Origin of the sequence: Rugosimonospora acidiphila, assembly GCF_039543385.1 — a bacterium.
Taxonomy (GTDB): domain Bacteria; phylum Actinomycetota; class Actinomycetes; order Mycobacteriales; family Micromonosporaceae; genus Rugosimonospora; species Rugosimonospora acidiphila.
Window position 1 is genome coordinate 20,153 of record NZ_BAABJQ010000027.1, and the last position, 20,166, is coordinate 40,318.

The window sequence follows — 20,166 nt, forward strand, 5'->3', positions numbered from 1 at the left end:
AACACCCGAGCGCCCGGCACCCCGCTGACGTGGGGGCCGGGCGCTGCGGCTGTCTCGAATGCGGTGCCGGCTAGCTCGCCGCGAGCGCGAGCGCGCCGGGGTCGACCGGTGCGGGCAGGCTGCCCGCCCCGCCCAGGTAGGTGTGGATCGCCGACGCGGCGGCCCGGCCCTCCGCGATCGCCCAGACGATCAGCGAGGCACCCCGATGCATGTCGCCGGCCACGAACACCCCCGGCACGCCGGTCTGCCAGTCATCGGCGCAGTCCAGCCCGCCGCGCCGGTTGCGGGCGAGCCCGAGCTGGTCCAGCAGCGGGCCCTCCTCGGTGCCGTCGAACCCGATCGCGAGCAGCACCAGATCCGCCGGCAGGTCGCGCTCGGTGCCGGGCACGGGCGTGACCACCCGCCGGCCGTCGACCCGCTCCACGGTCACCTCGGCGATTCGTACCGCCTCGACCCGGCCCGCGTCGCCGGCGTCGGGCGAGCCCGCGAACTCCTGGACGGCTACCGCGAACACCCGCTCGCCGCCCTCCTCGTGCGCCGGATACTCGCGCAGGATCCACGGCCAGGTCGGCCACGGGTCGCGCGAGGCGTCCCGGTCGGCGGGCGGCAGCGGGTACAGGTCGAGCTGGGTGATGCTCGCCGCGCCCTGCCGGTGCGCCACGCCCAGGCAGTCGGCCGCCGTGTCGCCGCCACCGATGATGATGACGTGCTTACCGGCCGCATCGATTGAACGCTCACCCGTCGCCGCTTCGACAAGCTGCGCGTCGATTGGGGTCCGCTCGGCCCGGCCGGAGACGACCCGGTTCGACGCCACCAGGTGCTCCATGGCCAGGTGGACGCCCGGCCGCTGCCGGCCCGGCGTGTCCGGCATGTCCCGGCCGGACAGCGCACCGGCCGCCAACAGCACCGCGTCGTACTCGTCGCGCAGCCGTGCCAGCGGGAGGTCCGTACCGATCTCACGCCCGGTCTCGAACCGCACGCCCTCGGCGGTCAGCTGCTCCAGCCGCCGGTCGATGTGCGACTTTTCCAGCTTGAAGTCCGGGATGCCGTAGCGCAGCAGGCCGCCCGGGGCGTCGTCGCGCTCGTACACGGTGACCTCGTGCCCGGCCCGCGCGAGTTGCTGCGCGGCGGCCAGCCCGGCCGGGCCGGAGCCGACCACGGCCACCCGGCGGCCCGACCGCTCCGGCGCCGGTTGGGGCGCGACGTCGCCGTTGTCGAACGCCCGGTTGATGATTTCGACCTCGACCTGCTTGATGGTCACCGACGCGCCGCCGTTGATGGACAGCACGCAGGCCGCCTCGCAGGGCGCGGGGCACAGCCGCCCGGTGAACTCCGGGAAGTTGTTGGTGGCGTGCAGCGACTCGATGGCGAACTGCCACTGCCCGGTGCGGACCAGGTCGTTCCAGTCCGGGATCCGGTTGCCCAGTGGGCAGCCGTGGTGGCAGAACGGGATGCCGCAGTCCATGCACCGGGTCGCCTGCTCGCGTACGAGCGCGTCGTCGGCGGACGGGTACACCTCCCGCCAGTCCTGGATGCGTACCGGCACCGGCCGCCGCGCGGGCAGCTTCCGCTCGTACCGCAGGAACCCCTGTGGATCAGGCATTGACGCCTCCCGATGCCATCACGGCCTCATCGATGTCCAGGCCGGCAGCTTCGGCGGCACGCATGGCTTCCAGTACCCGGCGGTATTCCCGGGGTATGACGGCGGTGAACTCCTCCACGCTGGCCGCCCAGTTGTCCAGCAACCGCCGCGCGACCACCGATCCGGTCTCGGTGAGGTGGCGCTCCACCAGGTCGCGCAGCGCCCGCTTGTCGTCGGCCGCGACTGGCTCCAGCTCGACCAGCTCACGGTTGACCCGGCCCGGGTCCAGCCGCCACACGTACGCGGTGCCGCCGGACATCCCGGCCGCGAAGTTGCGCCCGGTCGGGCCGAGCACCACCACCCTGCCCCCGGTCATGTATTCGCAGCCGTGGTCGCCGACACCCTCGACCACCGCGAGGGCGCCCGAGTTGCGCACCGCGAACCTCTCGCCCACCCGGCCGCGCAGGAACAGTTCGCCGCCGGTCGCGCCGTAGAGGATGGTGTTCCCGGCGATGATCTGCTCCTCGGCGGTGAACGGCGCCGAGGTGTCCGGCCGGATCACCAGCCGGCCGCCGGACAGGCCCTTGCCGACGTAGTCGTTGGCGTCGCCGGAAAGGCGCAGGGTCACCCCGTTCGGGACGAAGGCACCGAAGGACTGCCCCGCGGTACCGCGCAGGTACACCTCGATGGTGTCGTCGGGCAGCCCCTTGCCGCCGAAGCGGCGGGTCACCTCCCCGCCGAGCATCGCGCCGACGCTGCGGTGCTCGTTGCGTACGTCGATCTCGATCCGGGTCGGCGTACCGTCCGACAGCGCCGGGGCGGCGCCCGCCACTATCTGGTTGTCCAGCGCCTTGCCCAGCCCGTGGTCCTGGCTGCTCATCCGGCGCAGCGGCGCGTCGTCAGGCAGGTCCGGCACGTGCAGCACCGGGGTCAGGTCGAGGCCCTGGCCCTTCCAGTGCTCGATCGCCGGCACCAGGTCGAGCACCTCGGCGTGCCCGATCGCCTCGTCCAGACTGCGGAAGCCCAGCGCGGCGAGGTACTCGCGGACCTCCTCGGCGAGGAAGAGGAAGAAGTTCTCCACGAACTCCGGCCTGCCGGTGAACCGGGCGCGCAGCGTCGGGTTCTGCGTGGCGATGCCGACCGGGCAGGTGTCGAGGTGGCAGACCCGCATCATCACGCAGCCCTCGACGATCAGCGGGGCGGTGGCGAAGCCGAACTCCTCGGCGCCGAGCAGCGCCGCGACCACCACGTCCCGGCCGGTCTTGAGCTGGCCGTCCACCTGCACCGTGACCCGGTCGCGCAGGCCGTTGGCCAGCAGCGTCTGCTGCGCCTCGGCCAGCCCCAGCTCCCACGGCGCCCCGGCGTGCTTGAGCGAATTGAGCGGCGACGCGCCCGTACCGCCGTCGTGACCGGAGATCAGGATGACGTCCGCCTTGGTCTTGGCCACCCCGGCCGCGACCGTGCCCACGCCGACCTCAGCCACCAGCTTGACGTGGATGCGCGCCCGCGGGTTGACGTTCTTCAGGTCGTAGACCAGCTGGGCCAGGTCCTCAATCGAGTAGATGTCGTGGTGCGGCGGCGGCGAGATGAGCCCGACGCCCGGCGTGGCGTGCCGGGTCTTGGCGATCCACGGCCACACCTTGTTGCCGGGCAGCTGGCCGCCCTCGCCGGGCTTGGCGCCCTGCGCCATCTTGATCTGCAGGTCGTCCGCGTTGACCAGGTACTCGGAGGTGACCCCGAAGCGGCCGGAGGCGATCTGCTTGACCGACGAGCGACGGGCCGGGTCGTAGAGCCGGTCGATGTCCTCGCCGCCCTCGCCGGTGTTCGACCGGCCGCCGAGCCGGTTCATCGCGATGGCCAGAGTCTCGTGGGCCTCGGCCGAGATCGAGCCGTAGCTCATCGCCCCGGTGGCGAACCGCTTCACGATCTCGCTGGCCGGCTCGACCTCGTCGAGCGGGACCGGATCCCGGTCGCCCTCCCGCAGCTCGAACAGCCCGCGCAGGCTGCCCGCCCGGGCCGCCAGGTCATCCACCGCCGTCGTGTACCTCTTGAACACGTCGTACTGGCCGCTGCGGGTCGAGTGCTGGAGCAGGAACACCGTCTCCGGGTTGAACAGGTGCAGCTCGCCCTCGCGGCGGTACTGGTACTCGCCGCCCACCTCCAGCCGGCGGTGCAGCCGCTCGGCGCGGTTGGGCGGGTACGCGCGGGCGTGCCGGGCCGCGACCTCGGTCGCGATCTCGGTGAGCCCGATGCCCCCGATCCGGCTGCTGGTGCCGGTGAAGTACCGGTCGATCAGCTCGTCGTCCAGCCCGATCGCCTCGAAGACCTGGGCGCCGCAGTACGACGAGACGGTCGAGATGCCCATCTTCGACATGATTTTCAGTACGCCCTTGGCCAGCGCCTTGACGTAGTTCCGAATGGCCTTGGCGGACTCGACGCCGGGCAGCGCACTGGTCAGGATCAGGTCGTCGACGGACTCGAACGCCAGGTACGGGTTGACCGCGGCGGCACCGTACCCGATCAGCAGGGCGGCGTGGTGCACCTCGCGACAGTCGCCCGACTCGACGAGCAGCGCCACCTGGGTACGGGTCTGCTCCCGGATCAGATGCTGGTGCACCGCGGCGGTGAGCAGCAGCGACGGGATCGGCGCGAGGTCGGCCGTGGAGTCCCGGTCGGAGAGCACCAGGATGCGCGCTCCGTCCTCGATGGCCTCGGAGATGTGCCGGCAGATCTCGGTGAGCCGGGCCTTGAGCCCCTGCCCGCCGTCCCGGACCCGGTAGAGCCCGGAGACCCGGATCGCCCGGAAGCCCGGCATGTCGCCGTCCTCGTCGATGGACAGCAGCTTGGCCAGTTCGTCGTTGTCGATGACCGGCCCGGGCAGCCGGATCTGCCGGCAGCTGGCCGGGCTCGGGTCGAGCAGGTTGCCCTCCGGCCCGATGGTGGCGCCGAGGCTGGTCACCAACTCTTCCCGGATCGCGTCCAGCGGCGGGTTGGTGACCTGGGCGAACAGCTGACCGAAGTAGTCGTAGAGCAGCCGCGGGCGCTCGGACAGCACGGCGATCGGCGTGTCCGTGCCCATTGAGCCCAGCGGCTCGGCCCCGGTCCTGGCCATCGGGCCGAGCAGGATCTTCAGCTCCTCCTCGGTGTACCCGAAGGTCTGCTGGCGCCGCTGCACCGAGTCGTGGGTGTAGATGACGTGCTCGCGCTCGGGCAGGTCCTCGAGCCGCATGAGGCCGGCCATCAGCCAGTCGTCGTACGGCTGCTCGGCCGCCAGCCGCGCCTTGATCTCGTCGTCCTCGATGATCTCACCGGCCGCGGTGTCGACCAGGAACATCTTGCCCGGCTGCAGCCGGCCCTTGGCCACCACGGTGGCCGGGTCGAGGTCCAGTACGCCGGCCTCGCTGGCGAGCACCACCAGCCCGTCGGAGGTACGCCACCACCGGCCGGGGCGCAGCCCGTTGCGGTCCAGCACCGCGCCGACGACCGTACCGTCGGTGAACGCCACCGCCGCCGGACCGTCCCACGGCTCCATCAGGCTCGCGTGGAACTCGTAGAACGCCCGGCGCGCCGGGTCCATCGAGGGGTCGTTCTCCCACGCCTCCGGGATCATCATCAGCACCGCGTGCGGCAGGCTGCGCCCGGCCAGGTGGAGCAGTTCGAGGACCTCGTCGAAGTTGGCCGAGTCGGAGGCGCCCGGGGCGCAGATCGGGAACAGCCGCTTGATGTTGCCGGGAATCAGCGGGGAGGCCAGCAGCGCCTCGCGGGCGGCCATCCAGTTCCGGTTGCCCCGTACGGTGTTGATCTCGCCGTTGTGCGCGATGTACCGGTACGGGTGCGCCAGCGGCCAGGACGGGAACGTGTTGGTGGAGAACCGGGAGTGCACCAGCGCGATGGCGCTGTCCACCCGCGGGTCCGACAGTTCGGGGAAGAAGCTGACCAGCTGGTCGGGGGTGAGCATGCCCTTGTAGACCATGGTGCGCCCGGACAGCGACGGGAAGTGTACGGGGATGCCGCGCTCCCGGGTCTCCCGCTCGGCCTGCTTGCGCACGCAGAACGCGACCCGCTCCAGCTCCACACCGGACAGCGCGACCCCGGCCGGCCCGGCGGCCGTGGCGGTCAGCCGCCGCGCGGACAGGAAGACCTGACGGATGTGCGGGCGGGCGGCCAGCGCCGTGGCGCCCAGCCCGGCCGCGTCGACCGGCACCTCCCGCCAGCCCAGCACCTCGACGCCCTCGACCAGCGCGTACTTCTCCACCACCGTCACCGCGCGGGCCGCGTCCGCCGGGGCGACCGGCAGGAACACCAGCCCCGTCACGTACTGGCCGGCCGGCGGCAGCGCGAAGTCGACCTCGGCGCGGTAGAACGCGTCCGGGATCTGCAGCAGGATCCCCGCGCCGTCCCCGGTATTGGGTTCCGCTCCCCGCGCCCCGCGGTGGTCGAGGCGGCACAGCGCGGCCAGCCCCTTCTCCACCACGCCATGGGTGCGATGACCCTCGATATCGGCCACGAAGGCGACGCCGCACGCGTCGTGCTCGTACGCGGGGTCATACAGCCCCCGGGAATGGGTGGCCGAGGCCGGACCGAGGCGCAAAGCAGCGCCCCCCGTGGCGTCCTGAGGGTACGGGTATGCCATCGGGCCTCCTGACGTCATTCGCGAAGCGGGGAACGGGACGACGTCGGCCCTGTAAAGCTTCTCGAGTCTACGGTAACCGGCCCGGCCGGCCCCGTGTACGGCCGGCTGGCACTATATTGATCACATATTGTTAATTGTCGATGCCGACGCTTTGCGGCGATTAACTCCCTTCATGGGGATGGAAACCAGGATGGAGCGGGCAAACAGGTCAGACTGGCGACGCGGCACGCCGGTGGCGGCGCGTCACGCCGGCGGCCGCCACTGCCGGACCGTGTCCGAGGCCCGACCCAGCAACCGGTTCGGGGTGAGCCCGAGGGCGGCGTCGCGGGCGCGCACCGCCAGCGTGCCGTTGGCCGAGTAGACGGCCCCCACCCGGCGGGACTGGCGCAGGATGCGGGCCAGCCGCGGCCGCCGGGCCCGGCTGTACGCGTCCAGGGCACCCTGCAGGGTGCGCCCGGGAATCGCGTCCTTCAGCAGCACCCGGAGCGTCGCCGCGTCCTCCAGCGCGAGGCAGGCGCCCTGGCTGAGGTGAGGGCTCATGGCGTGGGCCGCGTCGCCGAGCAGCACGAAGCCGCCCGGCCCGGCGGGGAAGGAGAACGCGCGGGGCAGCGGGCGCAGCTCCGCGACCGGGTGCTGGATGAGGTCGTCCGGCTCGGTGGCGGCCAGCAGGTCGCCGATGGGCGCGTGCCAGCCGGCGAACCACCGCCGCAGCAGGCTCAGCTGGGTGGCCGGCGGTTCGGGCCGGCTCGCACCCGGGACCGTCGCCGCCCAGTACACCCCGCCCCGGCCGGAGACGCCGGCCGAACCCGGCTCGCCCAGCAGCGCGTACCGGAAACGGTGCCCGGCACCGAGCGTCTCGCCACCGGTACCGGCGCCGTCGGCGGGCAGCTTCGGCGCCCTGTACCACGGGATCACCGCGCGCCACGCCGCACAGCCGGCGGCCACCACACTGGACTCCGGGACCAGCCTGCGGCGCACCACGCTGTCCAGCCCGTCCGCCGCCACGACGAAATCCGCCTGCCAAGTGCTGCGGCCGTCGCTGACCGACGGCTGCTCGCCCGGCTCGCAGCGCACGGCGCGCACCTGCACGCCGGTACGGATGTCGATCTTGTCGCCCAGCCCCGCTACCAGCGTGTCGTGCAGATCCTCGCGGTGCACCACGACCGAGGCGTCCGCGTCGCGCTCGACGGCGTCGTCGGGCTGCACCATCCACTGCCCGCTCGGGCGGCGGATCCCGCGCGACGGCGCCGGGCTGGCTATCGCGTTCAGGCCGCCGGAGAGGTCCATCGCGCGCAGCGCGCGCACCCCGTTGGGCCAGATCAGCAGGGCCGCGCTGTCCCCGCGCAGCCGGTCGCCGCGCTCCAGGAGGGTGACCTCCCAGCCGGTGCGGGCCAGCGCACCGGCGGCGGCCAACCCGCCGATCCCGGCCCCGACCACGACCGCCGAGCGCATCGCTCCTCCTACTTCTCGGTCGTACCGTGGGTCGCGTCGCCGGGCGGCGCGTCATCCCCGGACGGGTCCGCCCGCCACACCGAGTCCTCCGGCTCGCCGCCGACCGCGCCGCCCCCGGCCCCGCCGGTCCCGGCCGCGCCGGTCCCGGCCGCACCGCCACCGACCACACCGGCCTCGCCGACCGAGCCGTCCGCCACTCCGGCGCTCGGGCCGGCCCCGACCACGACCACCTCGCCGGGATCGTCATCATCCGAGCCGGAACCGCCGCCCCCGGACCCGCCGCCCCCGGACCCGCCGCCGGTGGCGTCGACCAGCTCGACGTCGTCGCCCGTGGCGTCGCCGGCCGGGGCAGCGACACCGGCGACTCCGCCGGCCGCGCCGCCGTCGACCACCGGCTCGGCGATCAGCTGGCCGTCCTCGCCGGGGACCAGGCGCAGCTGCGGCCCGCGTACCCGAACGAAGTAGATCAGCGCCGCCAGGAACACCACGATCGAGGTCCAGTCGTTGAGCCGCAGGCCGAGGAAGTGGTGCGCGGTGTCCACCCGCAGCGCCTCGACCCAGGCCCGGCCGGCCGTGTACGCCATCGCGTAGAGCGCGAACGCCCGGCCCCGGCCGAACCGGTACCGCTTGTCCAGCTGCCAGACCAGGATCGCCACGCCGACGTCCCACAGCGACTCGTACAGGAAGGTCGGCTGGTAGAGCCCCTGCTGGACGACCGGCTTGCCGTCCATGACCAGCGCGTGGCCCGGGTTCTGGTCGTCCATGACGTGCACCCGCAGGCCCCAGGGCAGCGACGTCGAGCGGCCGTACAGCTCGTTGTTGAACCAGTTGCCCCACCGGCCCAGCGCCTGCGCCAGCGGCAGCCCCGGCGCCGCCGCGTCGGCGACGAAGAATAGCGGGACGCCGCGCTGCCGGCAGGCGATCCAGGCGCCCAGCACCCCGCCGGCGATGGCACCCCAGATGCCGAGGCCGCCGTGCCAGACCTTGAGGGCGTCCACCGGATGGCCGCCCTCGCCGAAGTATGCGTCCGGCGAGGTGATCACGTGATAGACGCGGGCGCCGACGATGCCCAGCGGCACCGCCCAGACCGCGATGTCCAGGATCAAATACGGTGGGGCGCCCAGCCGGCGCATCCGCACCTCGGCCACCACGCAGGCGGCAACGATGCCGAGCACGATGAACAGCGCGTATGCCCGGATCGGGATCGGTCCCAGGTCCCAGACCGCGGTCGTGGGGCTCGGAATTGCGGCGAGGTTCACGAATGCACACGCTACCGCTGTCGGGAAGCGCGAGGCGCCCCTGGTCTGGAGTTAATGACCGGCCTAGGCTCTCCATTCATGAATTCCGTTGAATCCGCGGTCGCGGCGGTGATCCAGGATCCCGCCGGCCGCGTTCTGCTGTGTCAGCAGAGCCAGGGGCATCGACTCTGGGGCCTGCCGGGCGGCACGATCCGCCTCGGCGAGAGCCCGGTCCACGCGGCCGCGCGGGACATCTGCGAGGAAATTGGCACCGATGTCGAGGTGTCCGACCTCGTCGGGCTGTACCAGTTGACCGGCGACGGGTGCGGCGACGACCTGCCGGACGTCGTGGTCTACGTCTTCCGGGCAAAGATCGAGGGCGAGGTCACCCTCAACGCGCCGGGCCGCATCCGCCGGCTGACCTGGGAGGACGCCGGCGACCTGCCGGAGCCGACGACGGCCACAGCGGCGATCGCGCTGGCCGACGCGGCGGCCGGCCGCTCCGGCGTGTTGCGGGTGGTCCAGCGCAAGTCGGAGCCCGAGGTTTCGGAGGCGGTCGACCCGTCCTCCGAAGAGGTGCTCTCCTCCATCTGAACCCGCCCGCCGCGAGCCGGGCAGTTGATCAGCAGGACTGGACCTAAGCGCTCGGGGCCCGGTCGGCGTCGCGCACGCCCTGTGCCAGGTCGGCGCTCAACGCGCGCAGCGCGTCCAGGCCCGAGTTCAGGTCGGGCGCGTCGAGCAGGCAGCGGATCAGCGCGCTGCCGACGATCACCCCGTCCGCGTACCCGGCCACGGCCGCCGCCTGGGCACCGTCGCGCACCCCCAGCCCCACTCCGATCGGCAGTTCGGTGAACCGGCGCAGCCGCTCGACCAGCGCGGGCGCCGCCATCGAGGTCTGTGCCCTGGCGCCGGTCACCCCCATCACGCTGGTCGCGTAGACAAAGCCCCGGCAGTGTGCGGCCGTCATCTCCAGCCGCTCGTCCGTGGACGCCGGCGCGACCAGGAAGACCCGGTCCAGTCCGTGCCGGTCGGACGCGGCCAGCCACTCCTGCGCCTCGTCCGGGATCAGGTCGGGCGTGATCAACCCTGCCCCGCCGGCCGACGCGAAGTCACGGGCGAACCGGTCGACGCCGTACCGCTCGATCGGGTTCCAGTAGGTCATCATCACCACCGGCGCGCCGGCCTGCGCGACCGCCTCGATCGTGCGCAGCACGTCGGCGGTGCGTACCCGGCCGGCCAGCGCGATCTCGCTGGCCCGCTGGATCACCGGCCCGTCCATCACCGGATCGGAGTACGGCAGCTCGACCTCGATCACGTCCACGCCGGCGGCCACCATGGCGCGCATCGCCTCGATGCCGCCCTCCACCGTCGGGAAGCCCGCCGGCATGCAGCCCACCAGCACGCCGCGCCCCTCGGCGCGCGCCTTGTCAAAAATGGGGGCCAGGCTCACCGGGCCACCGCCGTACGGCGACCCGCGCCGGATGCGTCCACTACTGCTCCCCGAGGATGCCGAAGAACTTTCCTGCCGTCTCCACGTCCTTGTCCCCGCGGCCGGACAGGTTGACCACGATCGTCGCGTCCGGGCCCAGCGACCGCGCGACCCGGCGGGCACCGGCCAGCGCGTGCGCGCTCTCGATGGCCGGGATGATCCCCTCGGTGCGGCACAGCAGCGCGAACGCGTCCATCGCCTCGGCGTCGGTGACCGGCTCGTAGGTCGCCCGGCCGGTGTCGTGCAGCCAGGCGTGCTCCGGACCGACCCCGGGGTAGTCCAACCCGGCCGAGATCGAGTGCGACTCGATCGTCTGGCCGTCCTCGTCCTGCAGGATGTAGGTCCGGGCGCCGTGCAGCACCCCGGGGTCGCCGCCGGTGATGCTGGCGGCGTGCCGACCGGTAGAGATGCCCTCGCCGCCGGCCTCGAAGCCGTACAGCCGCACGGAGGCGTCCGGAACGAACGCGTGGAAGATCCCGATCGCGTTCGAGCCGCCGCCCACGCAGGCACAGACCGCGTCGGGCAGCCGGCCGGTCAGCTCCAGGCACTGGGCCCGGGCCTCGACGCCGATGCCCCGGGCGAAGTCACGCACCATCGCGGGGAACGGGTGCGGCCCGGCCGCGGTACCGATCAGGTAGTGGGTGCTCTCGACGTTGGTCACCCAGTCGCGCAGCGCCTCGTTCATCGCGTCCTTGAGCGTGCGCGAGCCGTTGGTCACCGGCACCACCGTGGCGCCCAGCATCCGCATGCGGGCCACGTTGAGCGCCTGGCGGCGGGTGTCCTCCTCGCCCATGTACACCACGCACTCCAGGCCGAACAGCGTGGCCGCGGTCGCGCTGGCCACCCCGTGCTGTCCGGCACCGGTCTCCGCGATGATCCGCTTCTTGCCCATCCGCTGGGTCAGCAGTGCCTGGCCCAGGACGTTGCGCACCTTGTGCGCGCCGGTGTGGTTGAGGTCTTCGCGCTTGAGCAGGATTCGGGCACCGACCGCCTCGGACAGCCGGGTGGCGTCGTAGAGCATCGACGGCACCCCGGCGTACTCGCGCAGCAGCCTGGCGAACTCGTTCTGGAAGTCCGGGTCCGACTGGATCGCCCGGTACTGGGCCTCCAGTTCGTCCAGGGCCGGGATCAGCGCCTCCGGCATGAACCGGCCGCCGAAGCGCCCGAAGTGCCCGGCCGAGTCCGGCAGCGCCCCGGTGGCCCCGCCGCCCGGCGTGTCCGCGCCCGGCGTGTCCGCGCTCATCGCGTCGGCCTCGGCGTGGCCGGGTGGCTGCCGGCCGTGACCAGTTCCGCCACCGCCTCGCGGGGACTCTTCTGGGTCACCAGGCCCTCCCCCACCAGCACCGCGTCGGCGCCGGCCGAGGCGTACCGGATCAGGTCGTGCGGCCCCCGCACCCCGGATTCGGCGACCTTGACGATGTTGTTCGGCAGCCCGGGGGCGATCCGCTCGAAGACCTCCCGATCCACCTCAAGCGTGCGCAGGTCGCGGGCGTTCACCCCGATCACCCGGGCGCCCGCGGCGATGGCCCGGTCCGCCTCGTCCTCGGTGTGCACCTCGACCAGCGCGGTCATGCCGAGTGACTCGACCCGCTCCAGCAGGCCCATCAACGCGTTCTGCTCGAGCGCCGCCACGATCAGGAGCACCAGGTCGGCGCCGTGCGCGCGGGCCTCGTGCACCTGGTAACTGGAGACGACGAAGTCTTTCCGCAGCAGCGGCACGTCGACCACCGCCCGGACCGCGTCGAAGTCCTCCAGGCTGCCGCCGAACCACCGGTTCTCGGTGAGCACCGAGATGCACCGCGCTCCGCCGGCCGCGTACTCCCCGGCGAGTTCGGCCGGGTCGGGAATCTCGGCGAGCCGGCCCTTGGACGGCGAGGAGCGCTTGACCTCAGCGATCACGCCGACACCCGGCGCGCGTAGCAGGCCAAAGGCGTCCTTGGGTGGCGGAGCCGCAGCGGCTAGCTCGCGGACGAGCTCCAATGGGGTGCGCTGCTGTCGGGCCGCGACATCTTCCCGCACGCCGGCCAGGATCTCGTCGAGCACGCTCGGGCTGCCCGCGGCGGTTGACATCGGACTCCCCTCGTCGGGTGTCATGGGCCCGATGCTAGGGGGCGCCATCCGGCCCCTAGTGGTGGGGGTATGGCATGCCTCACGAGGTGGACTGCTGCATAATGCCCATTCCTCGTGGTTGGGTCCATGATCGGTCATAGCTACCTCGTCGGGTCCTCGCCCCGATCCAGCGCGTCCCACATCGCCACGTCAGAGCGCGATGGGCCGGTGTGTTGAGGCTCGTCCTCCGCGGGGGTGCGCGGGGCCTGCGGGCGCTCGTACCGCCCGCCCATCGCCGGCCAGGAGCGGCTGTGGAAGGTGGCCTCGAAGCCGCCGTACCCGATCCCCAGCGCGCCTATCATCGCCAGTACCGGCCAGACGACGGTGACGTGCGCGACGGTGGCCAGCCCGTAGACTCCGCCGCCCAGCACGCCCGCCCCGGCGAGCAGCAGCAGTACGCCGACCACCGACCTCGACCGGCCGCGGGTGGCCAGCAACGCGCCGGCACCGGCGAGCGCGACCAGGGCCAGCGCGGTCAGCCAGGGCACCAACGCGGAGCCGGTGTGCGGCGTGCGCACCACCGCGGCCGGCGCGGTGTGCCGGGTGATCACGACCGCCCAGGTCCGGGACGCGGCCAGCAGAGCCAGGGCCGCGCCGGCCGCACAGCCGAGTACCGCCTTGGTCAGGCCGCGCCGCTCCCCGCTCATCGCGCCGGGCGTAGCGTCTCGGCGGCCGCGATGGCGGCGAGCACGGCGGCGGCCTTGTTCCGGGTTTCCCGCTCCTCGGCGACCGGGTCCGAGTCGGCGACCACTCCCCCGCCGGCCTGGACGTACGCGACGCCGTCCCGCATCATCGCCGTCCGGATCGCGATGGCGGTGTCCAGGTCGCCACCGAAGCCGAAGTAGCCGACGATCCCGCCGTACACGCCGCGCCGGGTCGGCTCGAGTTCCTCGATGATCTCCATGGCGCGGACCTTCGGAGCCCCGGAGAGGGTACCGGCCGGGAACGTCGCCACCAGCGCGTCGAACGCCGTACGGTCATCGGACAGCTCACCGGTCACGGTAGACACGATGTGCATCACGTGGCTGTACCGCTCGATGGTGGCGAACTCCTGCACCTGCACGCTGCCCGGCCGGCACACCCGGCCCAGGTCGTTGCGGCCGAGATCGACCAGCATCACGTGCTCGGCCCGCTCCTTGGGGTCGTTCAGCAACTCCTCGGCCAGCCGGGCGTCCTCCGCCTGGGTCTGCCCCCGCCAGCGGGTACCGGCGATCGGGTGCAGCATCGCCTGCCGGTCGGTCACCTTGAGGTGCGCCTCCGGCGACGAGCCGACCACGTCGAAGCCGTCAAACCGGACGAGGTACATGTATGGGCTCGGATTGCTCGCGCGCAGCACCCGGTAGACGTCCAGCGGGTCGGCCTCGGTGGGCCGTTCGAACCGTTGAGATACAACGATTTGGAAACACTCGCCGTCGCGGATGGCGTCCTTGGCCATCTCGACCGACTTGGGGTGCTGCCCCTCCGGCGTACGCGAGACCACCCGACCCACCCCAGGAAAGTCCACAGTGGACACGAGTGGCGGGGTCGGCCGGGACAGTGCCGTGGTCATCGCGTCCAGCCGGCCGATCGCGTGATGATAGGCCGCGCTGGCCCGCTCGTCGTCTACCTCGATCGGAAGCACCGCGTTGGCCACCAGCAGCGCGGAGCCGGTGAAATGGTCCAGTACCACCAGATCGGTGGCCAGCAGCATGCCCAGTTCGGGGACGCGCAGGTCGTCGGTGCCCAATTCGGGCAGCCGCTCGAACCGGCGCACGATGTCGTAGGCGAGGTACCCGACCAGCCCACCGGTCAGCGGAGGCAGGTCCTCGCCCGTCTGCGGGGTACCCGACCCGGCCAGCGCCGCCAGCGTGCCGCGCAGCGCCTTGACCGGGTCGCCGTCGACCGGCACGCCCTCGGGCGGGGTGCCGAGCCAGTGCGCCTGGCCGTCGCGCTCGGTCAGCGTGGCGGCGCTACGGACCCCGATGAACGAGTACCGCGACCACGCGGTGCTGCCGGACGAGCCCTGCTCGGCAGACTCCAGCAGGAAGGTGCCGGGCCCGCCGGCCAGCTTCCGGTAGACACCGACCGGGGTCTCCCCGTCGGCGAGCAGCCGGCGGGTAACCGGGATCACCCGGTGCGCCCTGGCCAGCGCTCGAAATGTCCCCTCATCGGGGGTCACGACGCCGGTGGTCACTCGTCCTTCTCCTCATAGATCACATCGGTGAAGCAGGTGCGCGTGCCGGTGTGACAGGCCGCACCGACCTGCTCCACCTTTACCAGCAACGCGTCGCCGTCACAGTCCAGCGCCACCGAGCGCACATACTGATGGTGCCCGGACGTCGAGCCCTTCACCCAGTACTCCCGGCGGCTGCGCGACCAGTACGTGGCGCGGCCCGTCGCCACGGTGCGACGCAACGCCTCCTCGTCCATCCAGGCGAGCATCAACACCTCACCGGTGTCGTGCTGCTGAACGACGGCGGCGACCAGGCCGGCCGGATCACGGCGCAGCCGGGCGGCGACTTCGGGGGCGAGTACGGGGGCCACAGTGCCCGATTGTTCCCTACTCTCCGGTCCCTCTGCCACGCAGTCCCGCATCCGTCGCCCAGCACACGATTTCGGCGGTGAGCTCAGTCGATTTCGGGGGCTGTGCTGCTGGACTTGCGGGGGTACCGTATGCACTGCGCCGCCACTGATTCCCGGCGATCGCACACTCCCCTGCACTTTTCGGTCTTCCTTCACCAGAGCGGACATCTGGGGCGACTCTACCCGTCGTCGTGTGCTCCGCCGCGGCGTGATTCGGCGTACCCAAATGCGCCTTTTCGCGGGAGAGTGCGTGGCCATGCCGCGAGTCCGCGCGGAGCGAGCGGACCAGCGTCTGGCGTTCGTACCGCCAGACAGAGCGGACGGAGAACTGCCAATGCAGGCAAACATCGAACGTGCCGACGACGTGCCGCCAACATCCGGTTCCGAGCCGACGGCGGCGATCCCGGCCCCCCGATCGCCAGCCGACGAGATCGCCGCGGAGCAACCGATGATCGGATTGCCGACCGGCGAACCAGCGGCTGACTCCGCGCAAGACGATCAGGCGGCCCCCGCCGCCGAGACCGAACCGACAGCCGAGACTTTCACGGCCGAGAATTTCCACGCCGAGAGTTCCGGGGCCGAGAGTTCCGGGGCCGAGAATTTCGCGACCGAGGCCGATACCGAGCCACCGGCCGACGCCGAACCACTGGCCGACGCCGAACCACAGCGCGACGCGACCGCCGAGGCCGGGAGTGCCTCCGATACGGCACCCGATGCGGTGGCCGATGCTCCCGTAGAGCCCGAGGCATCCGGCGAACCCGAGGCGCCCGGCGAGGCCGCCGCCGAACCCGCAGCCGAGTCTCCGGAAGAGCCCGAGGCGCCCGCGACCGACGACGAGCCGGCCGCGGAATCGTCCGACGTGTTGGAGGCCGAGGCCAACCCCGACGACATGACGGCTGGGCCCGAGGCGCTCCCTGAAGCGGAAGCGCCCGCCGAGCCTGAGGCGGAAGCGCCCGCCGAGCCTGAGGCCGCCGAAGAGCCCGTCGTAGAGCCGGACGCGGAGCCCGAGGCCGCCGCCGAACCAGCCGAGGCCGCCGAGCCGGACCCCGATCCGGCCGACGACGCGCAGCCCGACGGTCCACAGGCCGAGGGCGACGCCTCCGCCGACGAGCCGCAAACCGACCCGGAGCCGGTCGACGCCGCAGAGCCGGTCGACGCCGCAGAGCCGGTCGACGCCGCAGAGCCGGTCGACGCCGCAGAGCCCACCGACGCCACGGAGCCCTCCGAGCCCCAGGCCGCCGACGCCGCCGAGTCCGCCGACGCCGCCGAGTCCGCCGACGCCGCCGAGCCCGACGCCGAGCAGGAGTCCGCCGCCGAGCAGGACGCCTCCGAGACCGCACCGGCCGCCGAGGTCGATGACGGAGCCTCGGAGCCGGCAACCGACGCCGAACCTGCCGATGCCGAACCGACCGCCGCAACGGCCGACGTGGACGCGGAGATCACCGCCGAGCCGGGGGCCGCCACGGAACCCACCGAGGAACCAGCGGCCGAGGCCGACCCGCAGTCCGAACCCGAAGCGACCGCTGACGTTGACGCCACCGCCGAACCGGACGCCGAGGCCCAGCCCGACGAACCCCAGGCGGACGCCGACCCCGAGCCGGCCGAGGAAGCGGCCGACGATGCGGACGCCGCCACCGAACCGGAGGCCGCCACGGAACCCACCGAGGAACCAGCGGCCGAGGCCGACCCGCGGACGGAACCGGAAGCGACCGCCGAAACCACCGAGGAACCAGAGGCCACCGCAGAGCCATCGGCCGCCGAGGAGCCGGAAGCCGCGGAACCGGAGGCCGCAGAGGAGCCGGAAGCCGAGGCCGAAACCGAGGCCGACGCGACCGACGAGACGCAGCCCGACGAGCCCGAGGCAGAGGCCGCCCCCGCCACGGCCGCCGCGGACGAGAACGAAGGCAGCGACCCAATCGACGAATCGGACGTAGAGTCCAGTCCGGCCGAGGACCCGGCGGCCGAAGAACCGCCCACCGAAGAACCGGCGGCCGAAGCCGAGTCCGCTGAGGTCGAGACCGCCGAAGCCGAGTCCGCTGAGGTCGAGACCGCCGAAGCCGAGTCCGCCGACGAGCAGTCGGCCGGGGTCGGAGTCGAGGTCGCAGGCGAGCCGGAACTCGATGCCGGCGCGGCCACCGAGACCGAGGTTGTCGCCGAGGCCGAAGCGGGATCGAGCGACGACGCGACGGTGGCGGAGCCGGTTGCGGTGGAGCCCGAAGCCGCCGAGGAGACCGAGGGCGACCACGACACCGACGACGAGCCGGAGCCGGTCACCGCTGGTACCGACGAGATCTCGACCGAGGACGACTCGGCCGAGGACCAACTCGCGGGCGTCGACCCGCAGGAGGTGGTCGCCGAGGCCGAAGAGATCATCGCGTCCGCCGCCGAGCCCGCTGAGCCCGCCGAGCCCGCCGAGCCGATCGCGCCCGCCACGCCGCTGCCCGCCGGGGTGGGAACCGTCGGTGACGGCCTCACCGACCAGTCCGACCCGGCGGCCGACGAGGCACCGAGCGAGGCGTTTTCGACCTTCGTGGCGGTGGAGGACGCCGGGTACGGCATCGAGGCCGAGGATGCCTCCCTCCCCGGTACCGTCCGGGAGGCCGTCGTCTACGGCGAGGTGACCCAGTTGCGCCCCGGCGACGTGGGGCAGACGACCATCGCGGTCTGGACGCCCGACGCCGCGGCCGGGTTCCGCGACCACCTCAAGGAGGTCCAGGCCCGGTTCGTCGACGAGCCCGCCGAGGCGGTGGCCGAGGCGCAGGCGCTCGTGACCGAGGCGGTACGGGCACTGGCCGAGGCGCTCCTCGCCGAGCAGTTGGATCTCGACCCTCGCCAGCACTCCGACAACCCGGACACCGAGTCCCTGCGGATCGCGCTGCGCAGGTACCGGGACTTCCTGGAGCGGGTACTGGCGTTGTAAGCGGAGGGTACGAGCGCGGCCGGGGAGTTCACGTCCCCGGCCGCGTTGGTCGTTTCAGCCGTCAGGCCGCCCTGCTGTGGCTGGCCAGCGCCGCCAGTGCCCGCCGGACGTCGGCCAGTGGCACGGTCGCGGTGTCATCCAACTCCGCCAGGCCCGCCTCGATGAAATCCCGCATCAGCGTGGTGATCGGCACGTGGCGGGTCGCCGCCGCCACCTGCAATCGCTCGTACGTCTCCAGCGGCAGGCGGAGCGATCGGCTGACCATTGGCGTGGCGGTGTCCGGTGTGGACAGTGACGCGTCGGCACCATTGGCGAGCACGTCGCTGAGGCTGCCACCGATCGCCTCATTGATTTCTTTGTCTCGCTTCATGACTGACTACCCCCTGCGGCCAACTTCTCGAACATGGCCACCTCGTCCGGCCACATGTGCCGCGCCGCGATGATGTCCCAATCGTTGTCGTCGCGGTCGGACTCCGCGAGGAACACCACCACATACCCGCCGTCGGTCTGCGCGAACACGAGCTTGACGTCGGTCTCGTCCAACTCGTCGCCGAGATGGCGGATGACCCGGCGCAGCGCGGTCAACGCGGACCACGCGTGCGTCGGGCTCACCCCGTAGACCGCGAGGTTGTGCAGGCCGTCGGTCGTGAAGCTGTAGCGCTCCTCCACCTCACCAACGTACCACGCGCGTGGTGCGTTACCGGTCGGCTACTGGTTGACGAACTGCAGGGAGGCGTCGGAGTACCGCGCCCCGGCGACCCCGGTGGCCGCCGATTCGATCGACTCGAACTGCTCCGGGGTGAGCGTGATCTCGGAGGCAGCCGTGTTCTCCTCGAGGTATTTCACCCGCTTGGTGCCCGGGATCGGGATCACCAGTTCGTCCCGGGCCAGCAGCCAGGCGAGCGCCGCCTGAGCCGGCGTGGCGCTCAGCGTCGCGGCCACTCGGCGCACCGCCTCGACGAGCTTGAGGTTTTTGTCCAAATTTTCGCCCTGGAAGCGCGGCACCCCGCCACGGAAGTCACCCTGCCGGCCCACCTGGTCGGCGGTGACGGTACCGGTGAGCAGCCCCCGCCCGACCGGCGAGTACGCCACCACGGCGATCCCCAGCTCGCGGCAGGTGTCCAGCAGCTCGTCCTCGATCTCCCGGCTGAACAGGGAGTACTCGACCTGGAGCGCGGCGATCGGGTGCACCGCGTGAGCGGCGCGCAGGGTCTGCGCGTTCACCTCCGACAAGCCCAGGTGCCGCACCTTGCCGGCCGCCACCAGTCCGGCCATCGCCCCGACGGTGTCCTCGATCGGCACGTCCGGGTTGCGCCGGTGGGCGTAGTACAGGTCGATCGTGTCGAAGCCGAGCCGGCTCAGGGACGCGTCGCAGGCCTCCCGCACGTACTCCGGCGAGGTGTCGATGAAGGTGTCGGGTGCGTCGGAACGCGGCCCACCGGTGGGCGAGCGGAAACCGAACTTGGTGGCCAGGAAGAACTCGTCGCGCCGCCCGCCCAGGGTCCGGCCGATCAGCTGCTCGTTGTGGCCGGCGCCGTACATGTCGGCGGTGTCGAGGAACGTGACGCCGAGGTCGAGGGCCCGGTGCAAGGTCCGGGCGGACTCCTCGTCGTCGCGCTCGCCGTAGGCGAAGCTCATGCCCATGCAGCCGAGACCGATCTCGGATACCTCCGGGCCGCCCCTGCCCAAACGCCGTTGCTTCATAGTTGCTCTTGCTCCATCTGCCGGTAAATCTCGATCTTGACGTTGATCGCTTCCAGGTCGCGTTGCAGGTCGACGATGCGCTCCAGTACGTGCGCCTTGTGCTCCTCGAACAGGCGCAGCCGCTCGCTCACCGTCTGCGGCCCGAGCCGGGCCAACTCCGCGTACCTGCGCATGTCCCGCACGGACATCCCCGTGGTGCGCAGCCTGGTCAGCAACATTAACCAGTCCAGGTCATCGCTCTCGTAGCGGCGCCGGCCGGCCCCGTCCCGGCTCACCGGCTCGACCAGGCCCTCCTGCTCGTACCAGCGCAGGGTGTGCGCGGAGAGTCCCACTTTGGCCGCCGCCTCACCCACCGTCAGCCCGCGATCCATGTCAACCAGCCTCCCCCTTCGAGTGGACTCAAAGTCAAGCCAACCACGATTGCCCCAACCCAAGATTTCATCTAGCGTTGATTTCAACGGCTGATGAAATCTTGGA

The 20,166-nt window shown here is 72.0% G+C and carries 16 protein-coding genes; 2 read left to right on the plus strand and 14 right to left on the minus strand.

What is annotated here, in order from left to right; translation table 11 throughout:
• Positions 1-70: 70 nt before the first annotated feature.
• The 4 genes from ABEA87_RS32920 to lgt all read right to left on the minus strand — a co-directional run bounded on the left by ABEA87_RS32920 (position 71) and on the right by lgt (position 8,926).
• Positions 71-1,603: a glutamate synthase subunit beta gene (locus tag ABEA87_RS32920; protein ID WP_345636305.1), complete on the minus strand. Its 1,533-nt coding sequence runs from the start codon at positions 1,601-1,603 to the stop codon at positions 71-73.
• Positions 1,596-6,215 (minus strand): glutamate synthase large subunit, encoded by a 4,620-nt coding sequence (gene gltB, locus ABEA87_RS32925; RefSeq protein WP_345636307.1) that lies wholly within the window; start codon positions 6,213-6,215, stop codon positions 1,596-1,598. Before gltB ends, ABEA87_RS32920 begins: the two co-directional genes overlap by 8 nt.
• A 243-nt stretch (positions 6,216-6,458) precedes the next feature.
• On the minus strand, positions 6,459-7,667 hold the full coding sequence (locus ABEA87_RS32930) for an FAD-dependent oxidoreductase (RefSeq protein WP_345636309.1): 1,209 nt from the start codon (positions 7,665-7,667) through the stop codon (positions 6,459-6,461).
• A gap of 8 nt (positions 7,668-7,675) precedes the next feature.
• Complete coding sequence (gene lgt / locus ABEA87_RS32935; RefSeq protein ID WP_345636311.1) at positions 7,676-8,926, minus strand: prolipoprotein diacylglyceryl transferase; 1,251 nt, start codon at positions 8,924-8,926, stop codon at positions 7,676-7,678.
• Between the two features lie 78 nt (positions 8,927-9,004).
• Here lgt and ABEA87_RS32940 point away from each other — a divergent pair, with 78 nt between their 5' ends.
• The gene (locus tag ABEA87_RS32940) at positions 9,005-9,499 is read left to right on the plus strand and encodes an NUDIX hydrolase (protein ID WP_345636313.1); all 495 of its coding nucleotides are present in this window, start codon (positions 9,005-9,007) and stop codon (positions 9,497-9,499) included.
• 43 nt (positions 9,500-9,542) lie between these two features.
• On the opposite strand, the gene trpA is transcribed toward ABEA87_RS32940, so the two are convergent.
• The 6 genes from trpA to hisI all read right to left on the minus strand — a co-directional run bounded on the left by trpA (position 9,543) and on the right by hisI (position 15,026).
• Positions 9,543-10,355: a tryptophan synthase subunit alpha gene (gene trpA / locus ABEA87_RS32945; protein WP_345636315.1), complete on the minus strand. Its 813-nt coding sequence runs from the start codon at positions 10,353-10,355 to the stop codon at positions 9,543-9,545.
• A gap of 40 nt (positions 10,356-10,395) precedes the next feature.
• A complete protein-coding gene (gene trpB, locus ABEA87_RS32950; protein ID WP_345636317.1) occupies positions 10,396-11,637 on the minus strand; it encodes a tryptophan synthase subunit beta in 1,242 nt (413 codons plus the stop codon).
• Entirely contained in the window at positions 11,634-12,437 is an 804-nt protein-coding gene (gene trpC, locus ABEA87_RS32955) for an indole-3-glycerol phosphate synthase TrpC (protein WP_345636442.1), read from the minus strand. Before trpC ends, trpB begins: the two co-directional genes overlap by 4 nt.
• A gap of 167 nt (positions 12,438-12,604) precedes the next feature.
• The gene (locus tag ABEA87_RS32960; RefSeq protein WP_345636319.1) at positions 12,605-13,150 is read right to left on the minus strand and encodes a Trp biosynthesis-associated membrane protein; all 546 of its coding nucleotides are present in this window, start codon (positions 13,148-13,150) and stop codon (positions 12,605-12,607) included.
• A complete protein-coding gene (locus tag ABEA87_RS32965; RefSeq protein WP_345636321.1) occupies positions 13,147-14,676 on the minus strand; it encodes an anthranilate synthase component I in 1,530 nt (509 codons plus the stop codon). The genes ABEA87_RS32960 and ABEA87_RS32965 overlap by 4 nt, the downstream gene beginning before the upstream one ends.
• Complete coding sequence (gene hisI, locus ABEA87_RS32970; protein WP_345636323.1) at positions 14,673-15,026, minus strand: phosphoribosyl-AMP cyclohydrolase; 354 nt, start codon at positions 15,024-15,026, stop codon at positions 14,673-14,675. The genes ABEA87_RS32965 and hisI overlap by 4 nt, the downstream gene beginning before the upstream one ends.
• 487 nt (positions 15,027-15,513) lie before the next feature.
• Here hisI and ABEA87_RS32975 point away from each other — a divergent pair, with 487 nt between their 5' ends.
• Positions 15,514-17,985: a midas domain-containing protein gene (locus ABEA87_RS32975; protein WP_345636325.1), complete on the plus strand. Its 2,472-nt coding sequence runs from the start codon at positions 15,514-15,516 to the stop codon at positions 17,983-17,985.
• A 61-nt stretch (positions 17,986-18,046) separates the two neighbouring features.
• Here the strand turns inward: ABEA87_RS32975 and ABEA87_RS32980 are convergent, their stop codons facing one another.
• Genes ABEA87_RS32980 through ABEA87_RS32995 form a run of 4 tightly spaced genes read right to left on the minus strand, consistent with a single transcriptional unit; the run spans position 18,047 to position 20,060 of the window.
• Entirely contained in the window at positions 18,047-18,355 is a 309-nt protein-coding gene (locus ABEA87_RS32980; protein ID WP_345636327.1) for a hypothetical protein, read from the minus strand.
• Positions 18,352-18,654, minus strand: coding sequence for a hypothetical protein (locus ABEA87_RS32985; RefSeq protein WP_345636329.1), 303 nt, complete (start codon positions 18,652-18,654; stop codon positions 18,352-18,354). Before ABEA87_RS32985 ends, ABEA87_RS32980 begins: the two co-directional genes overlap by 4 nt.
• 39 nt (positions 18,655-18,693) lie before the next feature.
• A complete protein-coding gene (locus ABEA87_RS32990) occupies positions 18,694-19,689 on the minus strand; it encodes an aldo/keto reductase (RefSeq protein WP_345636331.1) in 996 nt (331 codons plus the stop codon).
• On the minus strand, positions 19,686-20,060 hold the full coding sequence (locus ABEA87_RS32995; RefSeq protein WP_345636333.1) for a MerR family transcriptional regulator: 375 nt from the start codon (positions 20,058-20,060) through the stop codon (positions 19,686-19,688). The genes ABEA87_RS32990 and ABEA87_RS32995 overlap by 4 nt, the downstream gene beginning before the upstream one ends.
• Between the last annotated feature and the right edge of the window lie 106 nt (positions 20,061-20,166).